This is a genomic window from Butyricicoccus sp., assembly GCF_977037065.1.
In genome coordinates, this window is record NZ_CDRQNY010000009.1 from 49,058 (window position 1) to 68,297 (window position 19,240).

Annotated in this window: 8 protein-coding genes; 5 read left to right on the plus strand and 3 right to left on the minus strand. The window is 57.1% G+C overall.

The window, feature by feature from the left end:
* Positions 1-29: 29 nt before the first annotated feature.
* From ACWVX6_RS05075 to ACWVX6_RS05085, 3 genes are read right to left on the minus strand one after another with little or no spacing between them, the layout of a single operon-like run.
* A complete protein-coding gene (locus ACWVX6_RS05075) occupies positions 30-1,946 on the minus strand; it encodes a sensor histidine kinase (RefSeq protein ID WP_455152525.1) in 1,917 nt (638 codons plus the stop codon).
* Entirely contained in the window at positions 1,943-3,622 is a 1,680-nt protein-coding gene (locus ACWVX6_RS05080; protein ID WP_455152526.1) for a hypothetical protein, read from the minus strand. Before ACWVX6_RS05080 ends, ACWVX6_RS05075 begins: the two co-directional genes overlap by 4 nt.
* Positions 3,619-4,341, minus strand: a complete 723-nt coding sequence (locus ACWVX6_RS05085) for a LytR/AlgR family response regulator transcription factor (RefSeq protein ID WP_455152527.1) — start codon at positions 4,339-4,341, stop codon at positions 3,619-3,621. The genes ACWVX6_RS05080 and ACWVX6_RS05085 overlap by 4 nt, the downstream gene beginning before the upstream one ends.
* Before the next feature lie 237 nt (positions 4,342-4,578).
* On the opposite strand from ACWVX6_RS05085, the gene ACWVX6_RS05090 reads away from it, so the two are divergent.
* From ACWVX6_RS05090 to ACWVX6_RS05110, 5 genes are all read left to right on the plus strand, one after another.
* On the plus strand, positions 4,579-4,932 hold the full coding sequence (locus ACWVX6_RS05090) for a response regulator (protein WP_118360898.1): 354 nt from the start codon (positions 4,579-4,581) through the stop codon (positions 4,930-4,932).
* Positions 4,929-5,327 (plus strand): hypothetical protein, encoded by a 399-nt coding sequence (locus tag ACWVX6_RS05095; RefSeq protein WP_455152528.1) that lies wholly within the window; start codon positions 4,929-4,931, stop codon positions 5,325-5,327. The genes ACWVX6_RS05090 and ACWVX6_RS05095 overlap by 4 nt, the downstream gene beginning before the upstream one ends.
* Entirely contained in the window at positions 5,324-14,704 is a 9,381-nt protein-coding gene (locus ACWVX6_RS05100) for an InlB B-repeat-containing protein (protein WP_455152529.1), read from the plus strand. The genes ACWVX6_RS05095 and ACWVX6_RS05100 overlap by 4 nt, the downstream gene beginning before the upstream one ends.
* Before the next feature lie 498 nt (positions 14,705-15,202).
* Positions 15,203-17,650: a GH39 family glycosyl hydrolase gene (locus ACWVX6_RS05105; protein ID WP_455152530.1), complete on the plus strand. Its 2,448-nt coding sequence runs from the start codon at positions 15,203-15,205 to the stop codon at positions 17,648-17,650.
* Between the two features lie 215 nt (positions 17,651-17,865).
* Positions 17,866-19,236, plus strand: coding sequence for an MFS transporter (locus ACWVX6_RS05110; protein ID WP_455152531.1), 1,371 nt, complete (start codon positions 17,866-17,868; stop codon positions 19,234-19,236).
* Positions 19,237-19,240: the final 4 nt, after the last annotated feature.

Sequence of the window (19,240 nt, forward strand, 5' to 3'; positions counted from 1 at the left end):
GGGCTACGTCCAAGCAGGTGTTTTCCTCGCTATTCTTCTTCATCCGCACGTTCCGGCAGGATGAGCACCACGCGGAATATGCTTTCCTGCGGCTCGAACTCCACCGTTCCGCCAAGACGGCGAGTCAGCTCGCGCACCGAGGCGGTTCCGATTCCGCTGCCCGTATGCTTGCGCGAAAGGAACGCACTGCCGCGCCGGTTCACCTCGCCGTCATAGCTGTTTTCGAGCACCACATACAGCCGCCGAAACTGCTGCTTCATGTACAGGCAGATGGACTTTTCCGTGCTTTCGGGCAGTCTCCAGCACGCCTCCAGCGCATTTTCCAGCAGATTCCCCAGTATGGTGCAGAACTGCACGCTGAACGCAGCGGTATCCTCGGACAGCTCGGCACGAACCGACACCCGAATTCCTGTGCGCCGCGCAGAACTGACATAATAGTACAGCATCGCATCCACCGCCGGATCGTGGCAGTAGCTTTCCGGTCGGGTCGCTTCGGACAGCGCAGTAATGCGGCTGATATACGCGAGCTGCGCCTCCGGATCGCCCGCCATACCCGCAATCGTGCGCAGATGCTGTCGGAAATCGTGCCGCTGTCGGCGGCTTTCCTCAATCTTCTCCGAAATCTGCGCAAAATGCGCCTTCTGCATGGCAAGCTGCCGCGCCATCTGCCGCTGCTCCTCCGTAAAGGTCAGGCTGCGTCGGTAGCCCTGTGCGATATCCTGCCAGAACACCGCGCCCAGCACGCACACCAACAGCAGACAGCCCCATTCATAAAACCATTTGCCGAGAATCGGCTCGTAGGCAGGCAGCAGGCAGTCCCACAAAAACAGCGTGCCGTAGAAAATATCCGCGCAGAACAGCGCTCCGGCGTGCCATTCCCGTCGGCGCGCCGCATAGAGGGCCGAGCCGAGCAGATAGACTGTCACCGCCAGCCGAAACAGCACCGTCAGATCGGAAAATGCGCGGATACTCCATTCGGACAGGTGCGCGGCACACGCACCGCACAGCAGCGCCGCACCACATATGCCGGCGCAGACCAGAACCGCCGCCTTGTGCGCGGCATTCGGCAGCGCACAAATACGTCCATGCAGCAGAACGATCAGCAGCGTGGTCAGGTAGCCGCTGACCAGCTCGATGGTGTACCAAGGCTGCACCGGCAGCGCCTTCAGCGCATGAACGACCGGACCGGACAGCAGCACTGCCGCGCTCAGACTCAGCAGCAGAAACAGCCGTGAATTGGGCGGGCACCGCATGGAGCCGAGACACAGCCACAGCGCAAAGGACGCAAACAGCAGCATAAGTGTCAGCATAGCGGCGGAGATGCACACGCGCACCGCACGCTGGGTATTCACGCCCAGCGCTGTACCGAACGCCGGCGGATAGGTCATACCGCTGTATATCCAGCTTTCATCTCGCACCGCCAGCAGCAGGCGCACCGTGCCGCTGCCCTTAAAGCTGACCGCACGGTTTTGCAGCCGCGAGCGGTACTGCTCGTCGTTCGTCTCGCCTGCGTAGAGCACCAGTTCGTCATCAATATAAAACCGGTAAGCGGAAAAGATCTCGGGCAGCTCGATCAAATACCGCCGCGGCGTTTCGGGCAGCAGCAGCGTCAGCATATAGGTGCCGCAGCCATGCGGCGTCCGTTCCGTGCTGCCGAAAGCAAAATTGCTGTATGCGCCAATCTGCACTGAACGAACAGTGCTTTTATCGCGGTTTTCGCAGGTTTTCGGGGAAAGCAGCACATCGGGATAGAAATTCCAGCCGTTCCACAGGCTGCGCACCGGATACGCCGCCAAATCGTCCTCAGAAACGAACAGCGTTCCGGCGATTGCCTGCGGCGCAGACTGCGTATATTTGTTGTCATAGTGGTACAACAGCAGGCAGAACGCAGATGCCGCCGTAAATACCAGCAAAGCCGTCAGCAAACGGCGAAAGAACCGGCTCACAGGTGTTTCCTCCACCACATCAGACCGAAAACTGCCGCCAGCACGGCCGCGCCTGCAGCCGCAAACGGCAGCTTCTGTTCCGGTTCGGCAGGTGCTTCTGCCTCATCGGTCGTCAGCGTCATACCGTCCGGCAGGTCGATCTTCTCTCCGTTCAGCCGCAGTTCCACCTGTGCTCTGCCCTCTGCCGATCGAGTGAGCGTAACCGCAAGAGTATCCGCATCGGTCAGCTCCAGCGCCCGCAGCGTATCGACCGGAAGCGAAAAGGCAATACCGTTTTTATTCAGCGTCAACGGCTCGTCCAGCTCGATCAGCGCCAGCAGGCGCGTACCGGAAAGCACCGCACCGTCTGCGGTGTCCTGCTCAAGGACAGTCGCGGCCGGCTCCGCCGCAACCGGCTGCTTGACTTCGCCGGACGGCGCGCCAGCGGGCTGCCGCTGCACCGGCTGTCGGCTCTCGATCTGACCGCGCAGCACCGGCGGTGTCGGTATCGTTGCCTCGTTCTCAAGCCTTGACGGCGCAGCAATGAAAGGAACGGTGGGGACTGCCGTTTCCGGCTTCTCCGGTGCTGCGGGCGTCTCCGATTCATCGTCTGCGGGCAGGTCAGGCTCGGGTGCTTGAGCGGCATCTTCGGACGGCGTTTCCGGCTCGTCCGCTGCCGGTTCGGAGGTACTCGGTCGATGGTGCGAGCCGCCCGAATGTGAGCCGCCGGGCGATGGCTGAATAATATCCGGCAGATAGGTATCCTCACCGCCGCCGTCGCGGCTGCCCGCACTGTAGCCGTGCTTGAGCGGAGCGACGTCGTATGTAAAGGTCAGAATGCCGGTCTGCCCTCCGGGATATTCCACCTGCAATGCACAGGTCGTTCCCGATGTCAGTCCGCAGGTCTGCGGATAGAGTTTCAGCGCGTCCGTCCCGACCGAAATCCCGCGCGTCAGCGCCTCCCATGCACCGTTTTCCCGCTTAAGCCATACCGTGAACCGGTCGCGCTGCGCCTTTTGCTCCTCGGTCAGCACCCACGGAAAAATCATCTGACCGCGTGCCGTGATGAACTCACCAATCTCCGGCTTTCCGGTCTGCTGTACGCTCACGCGACAGCGAATCATCGGCGCTTCCACGCCCTCGGCAAGCGAAAAGCACGCTCTGTCCTCCCCATCGACCAAAAGCAGCGGCGCCACAGCATCATACACGCCGGGCGTATTCCAATCGACCGCCGACAGCTCCCACGCTCCGGTGAAAAAGTCATAGGGTGTGCCATCCGCATCATAGCCGCACAAGCCGTCTCTCGTATCACGGAAAAAGGCGTGCAGCGCGTCCGCATCTCCGCAGGCAATCGCGGCTACGTCAACATTCACCTGTGTGTCGAAGCGCGTCAGCACGATGGTTTCCGGTTCCGGTTCGGGCGTGGATTCGGGCGGTTCGGGTTCCGGTTCGGGCTCGATCCAAAAGCCGCTGTCCATATCGGGTTCTGCCGGCTGAATCGCGCCGTTTTCCTCATTTTCATCCGATACTTCCGGCGTTTCCTCGATGGTTTCCGTATCGGCAGGCTGATTTTCCGCAATGGCAGGCGGCTGCTCCGCGCCGTGCTCCGGCAGATCCGGCAGTTCGCCCGCCAATGCCGCGCCGGTACACGCTGCCGCGCACAGCAGCGGCAAAATCAGCTTCGCATATGCTCTCATAATCCCCTCTCCATTTCCCGCAGGGCAAACGCCTGAAAGCTGCGCAGCACCTCGCTGCGGCAGCGCCGCGCAATCGGCAGACGAAGTCCGTTATCCATAATAAAATCACTGCCCTCCTGCGCGGCTACATGCCCGAGTTGGATTAAAATACCGCGCCCGATGCCGAGAAAACGGTTGTCCGTCTCCAGCGGCGCGGTCAGTTCGGCAAAGGTCGCTGCACTCTCAATACTGTACTCACACAGGCGCACCACGCCACGCCGTGCGATCGACTCGATGCACACAATCTCCCGCCGGGAAAGCATCTGCACGCCGCTTTTGGTGGGTACAGTCAAAAGATCGGACGGATCGGGCGCAGGAAAGCAGAAATCCAACGCCTGCCGCAGGCGCTCCTCGGCAAAGGGCTTAACCAAATAGTAGGTAGCGCGCACCGCATAGCTTTCCAACATAAATTCCTGGCTGGTGGTAAGGAAAATGATCCGGCAAGCCGGGTCGCGGTGATACAGCAGCCGCGCGACCTCCATGCCGCTGACCTCGCCCATGTAAATATCAATAAATGCGGCGTCATACCGTCTGGGCACGAACGCGGCGATAAATTCCTCGCCGGAGGCAAACTCCTCGATGGTGAACACAGCGCCGCGCGGAGCAAGCTCCCGCTCGAGCGCCTCCCGCAGAACCGCGCGGTCGGCGGACAGATCATCTATAATCGCGATACGCAGCATACAACGCCTCCTGAACAAATTATCCCAGTTTCATTATAGCACAAAAACAACGCGGTCGAGCAACCGTTTGGTCGCTAAAAGCAGCCGTTCGGTAAAACCGCTTGCCGCGGGCTTGACAGCGTAGTTTACTATAATCAGCCAGACTCGATACGGAGTCTGTCTTTTTATGGCAATCCCGCATAATTGAACAAGAGCGATTTGTGAGTAAATTTTGCGTACTGATGAGGAGGAGAACATATGCATCTGGCACTGCTGGCACGATATCTGGACGGTGACTTGTGGGAGGCGCGGCTGTGCGCTGCTGTTCCCGAAGAGCCTTTGCCGGTTGATGAATTCAACGCGCTTTCCGCGCTCTCCGGCTGCACCGCCGCCTACGATGCGGCAGTTGTGGCACTGGATGGTCCGGACGGTCTGACAGCGGTACGCGAGCTGCGGCAGCGGGCGCCGCTGCTGCCTATCCTCTGGATTGCAGATGAGATGGAATACGCGGTGTTCGCGTTCCGATATCGCGTGACAGCATTCCTGCTGCGCGATGCTTCAACTGCGGCACTGCGCAGCGCGATCAACACCATGAGGAGGGAATCTGCATGAATATTGCCTGCTGCGGCATCGACCGCGAGCAATTCCGCGCAGCAGAACAGGCGTGTGGCTGTCCGGTGCTGTATTTTGCCGATGCACCCGACCGGCGCGGCGACGTTCGGCTTGCCTATGCCCTGCGGGACGGTGTACCGATCCGGCTGGCGGTAGTCGGCTATCAAGGCGCGGCGGGACTGACCGCGTGCGATTTTCTGTGCAGCCATCTGCCCGGAGAGCGCATACTGTGGCTGTGCCGCCGACCCGAGTTTTCCACAGAAGCGCGGCGACTCGGCGTACACTTCTATCCCGTGGGACCGCCCGATACCGTCCCACCCGATCAAATCACACAGGAGCTCATCCGCCTGCTGCGGCAGCAGCCGGAATACAATAAGGGAGGCATAACAGAATGAAATACAAAAGAGGGATCAGCTTGACATTGACAGCGGCACTGCTGCTGTCAATGCTGCCGCAGATCGTACTGCCAAAGGCAGCGGCAGCCAATATACCGGAGCGCGAGATCGACAGCAGCACCTATGCGGCGCTCGGTCTGTCGCTCAATGCCGAGGACAAGGGCGCGTCTCTGACAGCGCCGTACAGCAAGAAGCACGTTTCGCAGGCGTTCACCGCCAGCGAGGTCTATGTTGCGGCGAGCGGTTCGCAGGCGAACCGCTACCTCATCCGGGACGGCTTCGACCGCATGGAGACCAACAACCGCGATTCCGCTGTATGGGACGGCGACAACAAGAGCAATGTGCAGGGCAATCTGGACGGCGCGTATATCCGCTATGCCGTCAACGGCTACGGACTCGGCTTGGGCAAATACGGCAACACCTACGCCAGCAAGCTCAGCTCGAACAGCAGCAACCTGACCGATTACAACAATAACGACTTTTCCGGTATCTATGCGACAAGCACGGCATTCAGCAAGGGCGACGGCAAGGATAACTACATTGCCGAGCTGCGCGCTTACGGTCGCGGCGAAAAAACCACCATCGGCAGCGAAAAGTACGACGGTAAATTCGAACTCGCACTGTTTAAGGTAAACGATAACGGCAAGCGTTCCCCTGCCGGTACGCTATCCCCGACCGCTACCGCAGAAATGACCTACGGCGGCGGCATGGCGTACTTCACCCGCCGTTATGTGCAGGAAATGGACGCCATCATGGACGTTGCCGCGGCAGATGTGAACGGCGACGGCAAGGACGAGCTGTTCGTCTACGCCGGACGCTGGAAAGACGAAAACGGCACGCGCTACGCCTATGTGGATGTATTCAACACCGCTTCCATGAAACGCATTGACGAGTTAAAAATCAATGCCGGTAAATCATCCTCGTATCAGCAGGCAACGCAGTGGCAGTGGCAGATCGAGAAAATCCCGGTCGTGACGCTTGCCGGCGGCGACCTTGACCGCGACGGCAAGGAGGAAATTGCCGTTACCGCATCCGCACCGACCGACAACAGCAATGTGGCCTCGGCGGCGCACCTGACCGTATTCACCGAGGAATCCGGCACGCTCACGCCGGTCAGCGGTCTGGATACCGTATCGCTTGCCGACGGCAAGCAGGCGATGGTATCCGCAAACTGCGCGTTCGGCACGTTCTCCCTGCCGGATACCGGCATCACCGGTACGGTGCTCATCGCAGCGGGTTATCAGAGCAATAACGCCTCTTCCGCGCATGACTCCGGCGCGTATACGACCGCTGCGTACCGCTTTGCCTACTACGATCCGCAGTCGAAAAAGTTTAAGCTGTCCGAGTACCGCACACAGGCACTCGGTGACAGCGGCAAGAAAATCGCGCAAAGCTACATTGATGACCCGGATGAGGACTATTACCGTCCGGTCCATGCGCCTATCGCGCTCGGCTGCGCGGATATGGAGGGCATCGGTGCAAACAACAGCAACGATGAGGTACTGCTCGGCGGAGAAATCTACGATTTTGACACTACCGGCGGTATCACGACCCAGCTTTCGTCCGTCAGCGTATGCACCTCGCAGGTCAACATCAACGGCAAGAACAAGGCCAAGGAACAGGTCTGGATCAGCGATGTGCAGGCGGGCGTAGTGGATAGTAACCCATCCGGCCAAAGTGAGGTAAATCAGGACAACAAATGGCGCGAATCCTTCGTTTATGTTGCCGGCGTACACCGCGAGGAGCCGGTCAACGGCAGCGATGATTACTACTGGATGGACCTCGGTGCGGCATATCTGACCGGCGCAAAGAGCGGCGCGTCCGATTATACCGCAAACCATATGTTCTTCAGCACGCAGGAGGGCGTTATCGCGGAATCCAGCCGCCGCAACGACAATACGGGTACGTTCGTCAGTCTGGCACTGCCGGATTTCGGTAACGACTCGATCACCATGCGCTACGTTGCCGACTATACGGTATACACCAATCCCGAAGTATACGCAGTCCTGCAGGCGACGCCATACTTTGCCGACCTCAACGAAACGTATGACTACATCGGCAACGGCGGCACCGCCTACGGCACAAGCAAATCCACCGGCGACACCAAAACCGCAAGCGTTTCGCAGGCGCTCGGCGTATATCACTCGCTCGAGGTACAGGCGCTCGCCGGCGGCGAATACGAGGTTGAGCTGTCCGCAAGCTACAGCTATGACTACGCAGAATCGACCGAAATCGAGCACTCCGTCACCTACAACGCGCAGGCAGGCGGCGGCGATATGGCTGTTGTGTACACCATACCGTATCAGTACTATATTTATGAGATGTACGACCCGGGCAGTAAGCAGTGGAGCACTACCATCCTGCCCGCAGCGCTCGATCCGACCGTTGCGGTGCTCGATGTGGAAAGCTATGACGAGATCGCCGCGGAAACCAAGGGGCTGGAGCCGATTTCCGGCAACCTGCTTTACTCCACGCCCGGCGAACCGGAAACCTACGCCAATCAACCCGCCGGTACGCGCGAGTTTGCCTTTAACGGTGCCTATGCGCACACGGGCGCAAGCAGCACCACTGCCGATACCACGCAGGAGATCACCAAGACGACCGGCCAAGAACACAGCCACGCCTTTAATCTGGAGCTGAACTACAAGGTTGGCGGCGGCGGCGCACTGTTCGGCAACAAGGGCTATGTCGGCGTGACCGGCAGCACCGGCGCAGGCGGCGGCTGGAGCAAGTCCAGCGCGGACGGCACGGCGTTCTCCGGTACGGTCGATTCTCTGCCTGCTGAGGCAACGCAGTACGGCTTCGAATGGAAGCTGATCGTCAACAACGCACAGCTTGGCGGAACACCGGTCTGGATCGTCGGCTACGAGGTCAAAAACGTCAATCAGCCACCCAGAATGCCCCAGAATCTGACCGTTACCGAGGTCAGCACCAGCACGGTGGATTTGGAATGGGAATCCAGCGGCGGCGCAGCATATTACGAGATCAGCATGATTGACCAGCATGGCGAATACAACAAGATCGCAACAGTCCCCTATACGGTAACACAATATCAGGTGACCGACCTCGATGCCAACACCGATTACCGGTTCAGCGTACGCGCGGTCAGTCCAACCAAGGGCAGCAGTATCGACAGCCCAATCGCCTACGCTACTACGCTGAACGGTACGGCGAATTTTGAGATCACCACCCACCCGGAGGACGCCTCGACCGCCGCAGGTAAAACTGCGACCTTCACCACCGCCGCGACCTACACCGATGACAGCGGCGCCAAGCCGGTCAGCTATCAGTGGCAGGTGAAAACGACCGACAGCAAGGCGCAGTGGCGCGAACTGAAAAACAGCACCGGTGTTTCCGGCGCGGACGGTCCGAAGCTCACCATCACCGCTGCGGAGGAGATAAACGGCTATGCATACCGCTGCCGTGTGTATGTGAAAAACCGTTCGCTGTACACCAAATCCGCAGCACTGGACGTTTCTCGCGTGCCGACCAGCATTCAAATCACACCGAAGGACGGCACCGTTTGGCTGTCCGGCGGCACGCTGACGACCAGTGAGGGAACCACTGTCACCGGTCAGAAGGCGGTAACGCTGACGAGCGGTGATAAGACCTATTCCCTGCTCTCTGGTGGCAACCAATTTTTCTGGTTTAACGGTGCGGCGTATTACGCCTATAACGGTACCCCGCCGGCGCTTACCAATGGTCTGCTGGATAAGGACACGGCGCTTTCCGCCGACAAAATCGGCAGCGCTTTGGATATTCAATCCGAAGGACCGCAGGCGATCCTCACCGTAACCGATAACGACGGCAAGACCGATACCCGAACGATTGCGCTCAGCGATTCGACAGATGATGATACGACGCAGATTACCTACAACGGCGAGTTGTACACTGTTCAGCACAAATGGAGCGGCACCATAGGCAGTGATTCCTATTCGTTCTACGAAGCGAAAAACACCGAGGATACCGTTTATCTGTGCACAAAGAGCGGCGAAGCGACCTATTCCGCGTTTACATTGCAGTATGCGGCAACCCTTGTCAACGGAATCAACGCCAACAACCTGGCACCGGTCTATCAGGCGACTGAAACCGCCGGAACGACCACCGGCACCGAAACGGTAAAGAGCGATAAAACGTATAACCTCTCCGCTTTGGTATCGGACAACGACAGCAAGCAGCCGACCGACATGACTGGAACCGTCACCTTTACGATTTCCGGCGCGGGCATTGAGGGTCAGAGCTTTACCGTACCTGTCAGCGAAAGCAAAGCCGCTCTGAGCAGCTTTGCCCCCAAGGGCGAAGGCGCGGCAACCATCACCGCCATGTACTCCGGCGATGACGTCTACGCGCCGAGCATCGCGTCCGTGAATGTCTATTTCGTGCTGAACAAGCAAAACCGCTCGGTGCTGTCGCTGACCGCACCCGCGAACGTCACCTACGGCGAGAGCGCAAATCTCGCCGCAACGCTGACCAGTCAAAAGGGCGCTTCGCAGAATGTCGCAGCGACCTATACGGTGGAAAAGCTGGTAAGCGGCCAGTACGTTTCGGCAGTATCCGACACAGACTATACCCTCGAAAACGGCGTATTTACGCCCAAACTGGTGACGAACTACCGCATTACGGCAGCATATCAGAAGAGCGGCGAAACGCTTACCGATTCCAAGGTTATTATCGTAAGCAAGGGCACGCTCACGCTGTCCGCTGCCGATACGAGCAAGGCGCTGAACGACACTAACCGCACGCCTGCCGCCGCAAAGGTTTCCGGTCTGGCGGCATGGGACAACGACACCCTAACGGCGGGTACGGACTACACGCTGACCTCCGAAGGCGTTTCCGCAGCTTTGCCGGGTGAATACCCGATCTATATCGCGCTAAAGGATTCGCAAAAGATTCAATCCTTGCAGGAGAAGTACAATATCCTGCTGAAAAACGCGGTTTACACGCTTTCCGGCAAAAGCTACACCGTAAACGCCAAGGGCGATACCAACGGCACGGTTTCCATCACCTATCAGGCGGACGCCGCGAGCGCAGTGCTTCCGGTTTCCAGCGGCAGCAGCCTGCCCAAAGGCAGCAAGGTGACCTTCACCGCCGCACCCAAGGCAGGCTACACCGTCAGCCGCTGGAAGGTTGGAGATTCCTACCTTGCAGGTCAGGGCGACTCCTACTACAATGCCATCAGCTACACGATTGACAGTTTGAGCGAAAACGTAGATGTTTCCGTGAATTTCACCGCCGGTACGAGCACGCTGACGTACAAAGCCGACAGCACCGCCATCGGCAGCGTGACCGCGAATTACCTGACGGACGGTGCACTCGGCAGTGCGTTCGTCTCGGGCGGAAACGTCAATTACAGTCAGACCATCCGCGTGTCGGCGCAGCCCAAGGACGGCTATGCGGTCGATCGCTGGGAGGTCAACGGCGAAACGCTCAAAACCGCAGACGGCACGCACAATTACACCGGCAGCACTTATACATTCGATAAATTCACCGAGAATGTGACAGTAACCGTATATTTTGTCGCAAACAGCCAGCCGGTTGTGACCATTAAGCCGGTGGACAATGACGGCAATCCGCTGACCGGCGCAAAAGTCTCGGTCGGCGGCACCGAGCTGATCGGCACAGACGGCGTGTTCACCTATACGGCGCACACCGGTGAAAATCCGGTCATCACCGTAACGCCGCCGGACGGTCTGCTGGTGGATTCGTGGACGGCAACACCTGACACAGCAGGCACGCTCAGCACCGATAACCGCGTCATGGCGCTGCATGATCTGCGCCAGAACACCACCTTCGTTGTAAAATGCACCGCACTCAACCGCTATACCGTAGCCTTTCAGGGCAAGATGGCGGACGGCTCCGCAATCACCGGTGCGGCAGGTACGGTATCGGCGGTCAAGCTGGGCGCAGGTGCGCTGACGAGCGGCGAAAGCCAGCTTCAAGGCTCGACCATTCAGTTCACCGCCAAGGCGAACACCGGCTATGAGATTGCCGGCTGGAAGCTGAATGGCAACGCCGTTACGCCGACCGCAAGCGGTACCTATCAAATCCCCTCGCTGAACGGCAACGCTGCTCTGGTCGTAACCTTCCGTCAGCAGCCGAAAATCACGCTTTTGGCAGGTGAAAACGGCACGCTGACCTGCGATTCTCATACCGGCAACAGCTTCTATCTGCCCTGCGGCAGCAAGGGTGCACTGACCTTCACTGCACAGCCGGAGAGCGGCTATCGCGTTGCAGGCTGGACGGTAAACGACAACGATGTTTCCGGTTCGGCGGTTGTAAACTCGGATAACCAGACGTACACCTATACACCGAACGCCGACGGAATCACCGAGGATGTGACTGTTTCCGTTGTATTTGAGAAAATCCCAACCGCGAAAATCACTTTCTCGGTTGTGGATACCACGCCGGAGGACGACAATTCCGGCGAAAACGGTACGCTTTCCGCAGTTGCGACCCGCAACGGCACGAATACCGCGCTCCGGAGCGGCAATGAAGTTCTCAGCGGCTCGGAGGTTATGTTCACCGCACAGCCCAATCAGGGCTACAAGGTGCAGAGATGGTATCTGGACGGCAAGGAGCAGGCAGGTGCGCCGACGCTCAACATCACGGATAGCGATACCGCACACGAGGTCAAGGTGCAGTTCACCGAGATCAGCAGTGCTGTTACCTTCGGCATTGCCGAAGACAGCGACACCGGTCATGGTGCAAGCCTGTCCGCCGCCTTCCTGCGTGCCGGCATGAGTCAACCCGATGCCATTGCCAACGGCAACAACGTCACCGCCGAGGGCAAGCTGACCGTAACGGTCGAAAACCTGGGTGACGGCTACAAAATCGCAGGCTGGACGCTGAACGGCGCCGTTTACGAGCAAAACGGCAAGCCGTATACCGGCAACAGCCTCGCTTGTGACGTTTCGGCAACACAAGGCGCGGATATCCGCGTAAAGCTTGAGCGCAAATCCTACGAAGTGACCTTCTCGTCGCAGACCGGCGGCGGCATTACGAATGATAAATCGCTGACGAGCGGCAGCACCGTCAAGGGTGATACGGAAATCAAGTTCACCGCGTCCGCACCGGCAAGCGGCTACACCTTCATCGGCTGGAAGGTAAACGGCACGATGCACAAAACCGATGCAACGACCTACACCCTGACCGTCACCAAGGACACCGAAATCATTGCGTGCTACGAAATCGCGGACGCGGAATACACCGTAACCTACGGCGTGATCCCGACCAGCGACGCGGATAACGGCACGCTGACGGTTTCCGGTCCGGACGCAGACGGCAAAGCAAAATCCGGCACGCGCGTTGTGTTTACGGCAGTGCCCGATACGGGCTATATGGTCGAAAACTGGTACGCAGACGCGGCAGGCACCACTGCCATCGGTACGGAGGAGAGCACAACCTATGTCATTGACCCGCTGACCGGCAACACCTCGGTTTACGTCCGCTTTGTGCCGATTCCGACACACACCGTCACCGTCAATATCAGCGGCAGTGGCGCGGTTTCCGCCAAGGTAAACGGTGCAGACGTTGCTATTACTGGCGGCACGCTGACCGTTCCGCACCATGCGGCGGTTGTTCTCACCGCACAGCCGAGCAGCGGTGCGTATCTGACCGGCTGGACGCTGGATGGCACAGCAGAAGGCAACGCGCTGACACTCAACCTGAACAACGTGACGAAGGACCACATCATTGACGCAGCATTCGGCGTCAGCCAGATGGTGACGCTTACGACCGTCTGCGGTGACGGCGGCAAGCTGACCGTTAAACGCGCGGATGGCACGACCATTGACGCCTCCGGCGGCATTCAGGTACCCAAGGGCGCTCCGCTGACGCTGACCGCCGCACCGGATTCCGGTAAGATGGTTCAGGCGTGGACGGTAAACGGCACGGCAGCAGACGAGCTCTCCAACACTTTCACGCTCACTCCGACCGAAAACAGCAAGGTGCAGGTGGATTTTGAAAATGTAACGCTGTTTGATCTGCCTGCCGACAACGCAAAGTATACCTTCCTCACAAGTTCCAGAACGCCCAATGATTACGGCACGGAACGTCAGATTCGCAAAAGCGGCACGATCGAATTTACAATGCGCCCCGCAGATGGATATCTGATCCGCAATCTGGATTTCCAAGGCGGTACGGTAACGCGCTGCGCATTGCAGACAGACGGCAGTTGGAGCATCCGCATGGAAAAGGTTGTCAGCACTATTACGTTTAAGGCCGACATCTATTCGATGGTTCCTCTGACCATTACCGCACCGCAAAACGGCACACTGACGGTCAAGCTGGGCGACACCGTTCTGACAGACGGCGCAAAGCTGGCGGCAGGCGATATACTCACCATTGCCGCAGATCCGGCAACCGGCTACACGCTCGATAAGCTGACCGTTTCCGGCGCGACCAAGCAGCCGGGCGGCACTTACAAGGTCGATGCGGCAGCGGTTTCCGTCAGCGTAAGCTTTAAGAGCACCGGCGGTATCTCCGGCGGCGGCGGTGGCACCGGTGGCACCGGTGGCGGCGGCGGTGCAGGTGGCGGCGGCGGTACCGTTGCGCCGACCACTTATGATATCGTTATCCCGTCTGCGCTGGTGAACATCGTCAAGGCGGATAAGACTAAGGCGGCGGCAGGCGACACTGTAACGCTGACCGTTTCCGGCGAGGGTACGCTGACCGTTACGGACGCGAACGGCAAGTCCGTTGCGCTGACCGACCTCGGCAGCGGCAAATACGCCTTCAAGATGCCGTCCTCCAAGGTCAATGTGGCGTTTGCCGCGTCCGGCGAAACCAAGCCGTGTGACGGTGGCAAGGATTGTCCGTCGGCACCGTTTAAGGACGTTGACACCGGTAAGTGGTATCATGTATCCATCGACTATGTGCTGACGCACAGCATAATGAACGGCGTTTCCGGCACTTCCTTTGCACCGAACAGCAATCTGACACGCGGTATGCTTGTGCAGATTCTGTTCAATCTGGAGGGCAAGCCGCAGAGCGCTTCGACAAGCTTCTCCGACGTTAAGGCGGACGCATGGTACGCCAAGGCGGTCGGCTGGGCAGCGGCAAACAAGGTAGTAACCGGCTACGCGGACGGCACGTTCCGACCGAATGCAGCCGTCACCCGTGAACAAGCGGCAGCAATCCTGTACCGCTACGCACAGAGCAAGGGCATTGACGTAAGCGCAGGCGAGGACACCAACATTCTCAGCTACGCGGATGCCCTGCAGGCAAGCGAGTACGCAATTCCCGCATTGCAGTGGGCTGTCGGCGCAGGCGTGCTGAATGGCAAGAGCGGCAACCTTCTTGCCCCGACCGGCACCGCAACTCGTGCCGAGATCGCCGCAATCATGCAGCGCTGGTGCGAGAAAATCGTTCAAAAGTAAAACCAAATACGCCGGATGGCATGAAAAAGGAGCAGTTATATACTGCTCCTTTCAGCTTGTCGAAAAAGTCAGATTTCTATTTTGTGCTTCGTGCGACAGCACGCATAAAATAGAATTTGCGCAGCAAATTCATAAAAACCGGGGGCGTGGTCCAGACCACCCTCTCTTGCCGCTATGCGGCAATTCACCTTGTGTACCTCGGTTTTTCTTCAGCCTCAAAGGAGCAGTTATATACTGCTCCTTTTCGCATATAAAATCACCCCATCTGTTAGATAGTATATCTTACGGTACATATCCCTTTTGTCAGCAACCCTTGTCCGGCAATTGCCATAGTATTTGTTTCTCAAAACCCGCTTTATAGACAGCTACCTCATGGGCAGCTTTTTTATAATAGACTTGTGCCGTCTCTATGCTCCGCGCGAGGCCGCACTTGTACTTTTCCGAAGCCGTATGCTACAATAAAACCACCACATTTTCGACAGAAAGCAGGAACAGCCTATGCGCACCAAACGGGAACAGATTATTTTTCAGGCATTTCATGACCAGATCTGCCGGTCAGAGTTCAGCAGCGGCTTAACGCTGTTTTTCGGGCTGCATGGAAACAGCTCGATCCGATACCAGTCCGCCGAGTACTCCATGCCCGCAGGCGCTCTGCTGGTTGTCAACCCATTTGAATTATATCAGGTGAACTGCTCGGAAAATGCCGAAATGATTTCCATGCAGATCCCCGAAAATCTGCTGCAGCTTGCCGGCTGGAGCAGACAGAATGTTTGCTTCTGCTACGCCTCCAGCCAGAATGAAAAGCAGGAGTACCAGACCATCCGCGTATTATTTGCAACGATTTTTCAGGATTTCTTTCAGAACCAGGAGCAGAACGCCTCTGGTATTGTCACCAATGTACTCAAGCTCGTTGATCTGCTGACAGCGCATTTTCTCATTTCCGATGTGGCCAAAAGCAATACCAAGCGCGAGGAGACCATGCGCCGCATGAAGCGCATCATGGATCATATCCATTCCGGCTGGAATGAGGATATTTCCCTGCGCGAGCTTGCTGCACGCGAATTTCTGTCCGAAGGCTATCTGTCCAGATTCCTCAAGCAGAATCTGGATATGACCTACTCCCAGTATATCATGGGGCTGCGTCTGGAACACGCCGAAAAGCAGCTGCGCAGCACGGATCACTCCATCACCCAGATCGCCTACGACTGCGGATTTCACAACGCCAGTGCTTTCATCGAAAATTTTCGTCAGAAACACGGCCTGACGCCGCGGCAATACCGCCAGCACGCCACCCAGAAAGCCGCCGCTGACCCGACCGGTGAAGAAACCTTACTGCAGGACGGCGTTGCCTATCTGCTGCAGTTTGCCGTTCCGCCTGATCCGCAGCGCGAGCTGCCGCACGAAACGCGATACATCACGGTTGACGAGAATGTACAGCCGCACAGGCTTCGCCATACGTGGAAAACCCTGCTCAACGCCGGATACGCCAAGCATCTGCTGACCGCCACTGTTCAACAGCAGATTATCAAAATCCAGCAGGAGATCGGCTTCCGCTATCTGCGGTTCCACGGCATGCTCGATCAGGAGCTTCACATCTATCAGGGTATGGAAAACGGTCAAGTGAAGTGCTGTTTTACCTACTTCGATATGGTAATGGACTTCCTGCTCGAGCAGGGGCTGCGCCCGTTCCTGGAATTCAGCTTTATTCCCCGGGAACTGGCGAAAGCACAGACCAGCATCTTCGAGACCGGCTCCATCACCGCTGCATGCGCAGACTGCACGGCATTCGGCGCACTGGTTGAAGCTATTCTGCGGCACGCAATCTACCGGTACGGCTGGAACGAGGTTTCCCAGTGGAAGTTCTCTACCTTTCAGATTAACTATGTGTTCTTTGACTGCATGACCATGGAGGAATATCTCGAACTGTATGACTGCGTGTACCGTGCGGTCAAAGCTGTCGATACACGGCTGCAATTCGGCGGACCCGGTGCCATGTCCAGCGTGATGTGGGACCCGCGCGGCATGCGTGTCTTTCTCCAGTATGCCAACGCTCACAACTGTCTGCCGGATTTCCTGACCGTGCAAAGCTATCCGCATGAATCTTCGTCCGCCGATGCAAATTTTATGAGCTATACGCTCAGCCAGCAGTCTATCCCGTCCGTATTATCCAAGGATACAAATTTCGTTAAAACCTTTCTCTATGACCTTAACGGCATCTGCCGCGAATTTGAACTGCCCGACATGGAGATTTTCATCGAGGAATGGAACTCCACACTATGGCAGCGCGACCTTTCGAGCGATACCTGCTACAAATCCGTCTGGCTGACCAAAAATATCTGCGAAAATATGGATGCCGTATCCGCCTTCGGCTACTGGACAATCTCCGATCTGATGGACGAGCGTGCGAACTTCGATTCCATGTACCACGGCGGCTACGGTCTGTTCACCTACAACGGCGTGCCCAAGAGCGGTCTGGAAGCACTGCGTCTGCTAAATCAGCTGGGCGATACCTGCATTGCCTCCGGCGACGGCTGGTATCTCACGCAAAGCGAACGGGAATGGCAGCTGATACTATATAATTACACCCATTACGACAATATTTACCGTTATCGTTACCGCCGACTGGAGCATCCGGAGGACGCCTATTCCGTATTCGAGACCGGCAAGGTCGTGCGGTTTCAAATCACGCTGCCCATGCTCGGCCGCGGTCTGTACCGGATTGAGCAGCAGGAAATCACCCGAACCTCAGGTTCGTCGTTCGACCTGTGGCTTGCCGCTGGCGCACCGCCGTCTCCTGACCGAGCCTTCCTGCAATATCTGACCGAGCACGCTTCCGCGCACCGCACGCTGACCACCGAACAGGTGGATAACGTTCTGCGGCTCGATGCAACACTGCAGCCGCTTGAGGTACGGCTCTTCCGCATCAGAAAGATGAATTTTACATAAACCTTTTCTAAAATATCTGTTTTTTGACTTTTTTCTATCTGTCATTTCATATTATGCGACAAAAACACGGTTTCTCCTCCGAGTAAATACAAAATATATTGCTATGTCTAAAATGAATATCCCGTATTTTCTTCGTTCTTTTCGTACTATACTATAGTCAAATCCCAAACAGAAACGCTGCGCAGCCGATTCTGAACGAAAAGGTGGTAAGGAAAATGACGAAAAAACAGCTTTCAATGAATGACACCTCATTCAAAACCAGTCTGATGGAAAAAATCGCATACGGCATGGGCGACACCGCCTGCAACGTCGTATTTGCAATCACCTCCAGTCTGATCGTATACTTCTACACGAACGTAATCGGCATGTCTGCGGCACTTGTCGGAACGATTCTGTTAGCATCTCGTATATTTGACGGTATCAGCGACCTGCTGATCGCCCAGATTGTAGACAAGGTAAACTCCCCGAAGGGCAAGGCTCGTGCGTGGATACTCTGGATGGCCGCACCTTACGGTATTGCCTCCGTGCTGATGTTCTGCGTGCCGCCGCATTCAAGCACGATGGTGCAGGCGATCTATGTATTCATCACCTATAACCTGTGCACCACCGGCGTATATACCGCACTCAACCTGCCGTATTCCAATCTGGCACCGATGATGACTCGCAATGACGATGACCTTGCTAAACTCAATCTGTTCCGCATGGCCATGTCCCCGATCGGTAACCTGATCGTTACCGCACTCACCCTGCCGTTCATCAACATGCTCGGCGGCGGTCAGCAGGCATGGATCACGGTCTGCGCGATTTACTCTATCGTTGCTTTCTTCATGCTGCTGTTCTGCTACAAGGGCTGTCAGGAACGTTTCCACACCGATGCAGCCAAGGAAGCCGAAGCTATGCCGTTCGCACAGCGCCTGAAGGCTACCCTGAAGAACAAGTATTTCATTGTTCTTACACTCACGATGATGGCCGTTGCTCTGTACCAGAACGTAAACGGCACCGTTGCTACTTACTACGCACAGTATATGCTGAATAACGTCGAAATCATGGGCGTTATGCAGAGTTTTGAGAATATTCCGAAGATCATTGCTATCATCTGTCTTGCTCCGTTCATCAAGAAGTTCGGCAAGCGCAATCTGGTTCTGTTCGGCGCTGTACTCTGTGTACTCGGTCAGGTCGTTGTCCTGTTTGCGCCGCAGAACATGACTATGGTCATGGCTGCCGCTGTTATGCGCGGTATCGGCGAAGCACCGTTCTACGGCTGCATCTTCACCATGCTGGCTGACGTTATCGAGTACGGTCACTGGAAGACCGGTATCCGTGTACAGGCCCTTATCTTCTCTGCATTCACCGTCGGTCAGAAGTTCGGCGGCGGCGTTGCAGGCTGGCTTGTTGGTCAGCTGATGGAGGCTTCCGGCTTTACCGGTCTGGCAGTGGAGATTCCCTCCGCAGTAAGCATGGTCAAATACCTTTATATTTACGGCAACATGATTGCATGGGCTCTGGTTATCATCCTGATGCTGGTCTACCATCTGGATAAGGAATACGACGGCATTATGAAGGACCTCACCGGCCGTACGGCGTAACAGA

What these genes read in the sequence shown, in the direction of transcription:
- ACWVX6_RS05080 (WP_455152526.1), bottom strand. Translation starts at nt 3,622, where the DNA reads ATGAGAGCATATGCGAAGCTGATTTTGCCGCTGCTGTGCGCGGCAGCG.
- ACWVX6_RS05085 (WP_455152527.1), bottom strand. Translation starts at nt 4,341, where the DNA reads ATGCTGCGTATCGCGATTATAGATGATCTGTCCGCCGACCGCGCGGTT.
- ACWVX6_RS05090 (WP_118360898.1), top strand. Translation starts at nt 4,579, where the DNA reads ATGCATCTGGCACTGCTGGCACGATATCTGGACGGTGACTTGTGGGAG.
- ACWVX6_RS05095 (WP_455152528.1), top strand. Translation starts at nt 4,929, where the DNA reads ATGAATATTGCCTGCTGCGGCATCGACCGCGAGCAATTCCGCGCAGCA.
- ACWVX6_RS05100 (WP_455152529.1), top strand. Translation starts at nt 5,324, where the DNA reads ATGAAATACAAAAGAGGGATCAGCTTGACATTGACAGCGGCACTGCTG.
- ACWVX6_RS05105 (WP_455152530.1), top strand. Translation starts at nt 15,203, where the DNA reads ATGCGCACCAAACGGGAACAGATTATTTTTCAGGCATTTCATGACCAG.
- ACWVX6_RS05110 (WP_455152531.1), top strand. Translation starts at nt 17,866, where the DNA reads ATGACGAAAAAACAGCTTTCAATGAATGACACCTCATTCAAAACCAGT.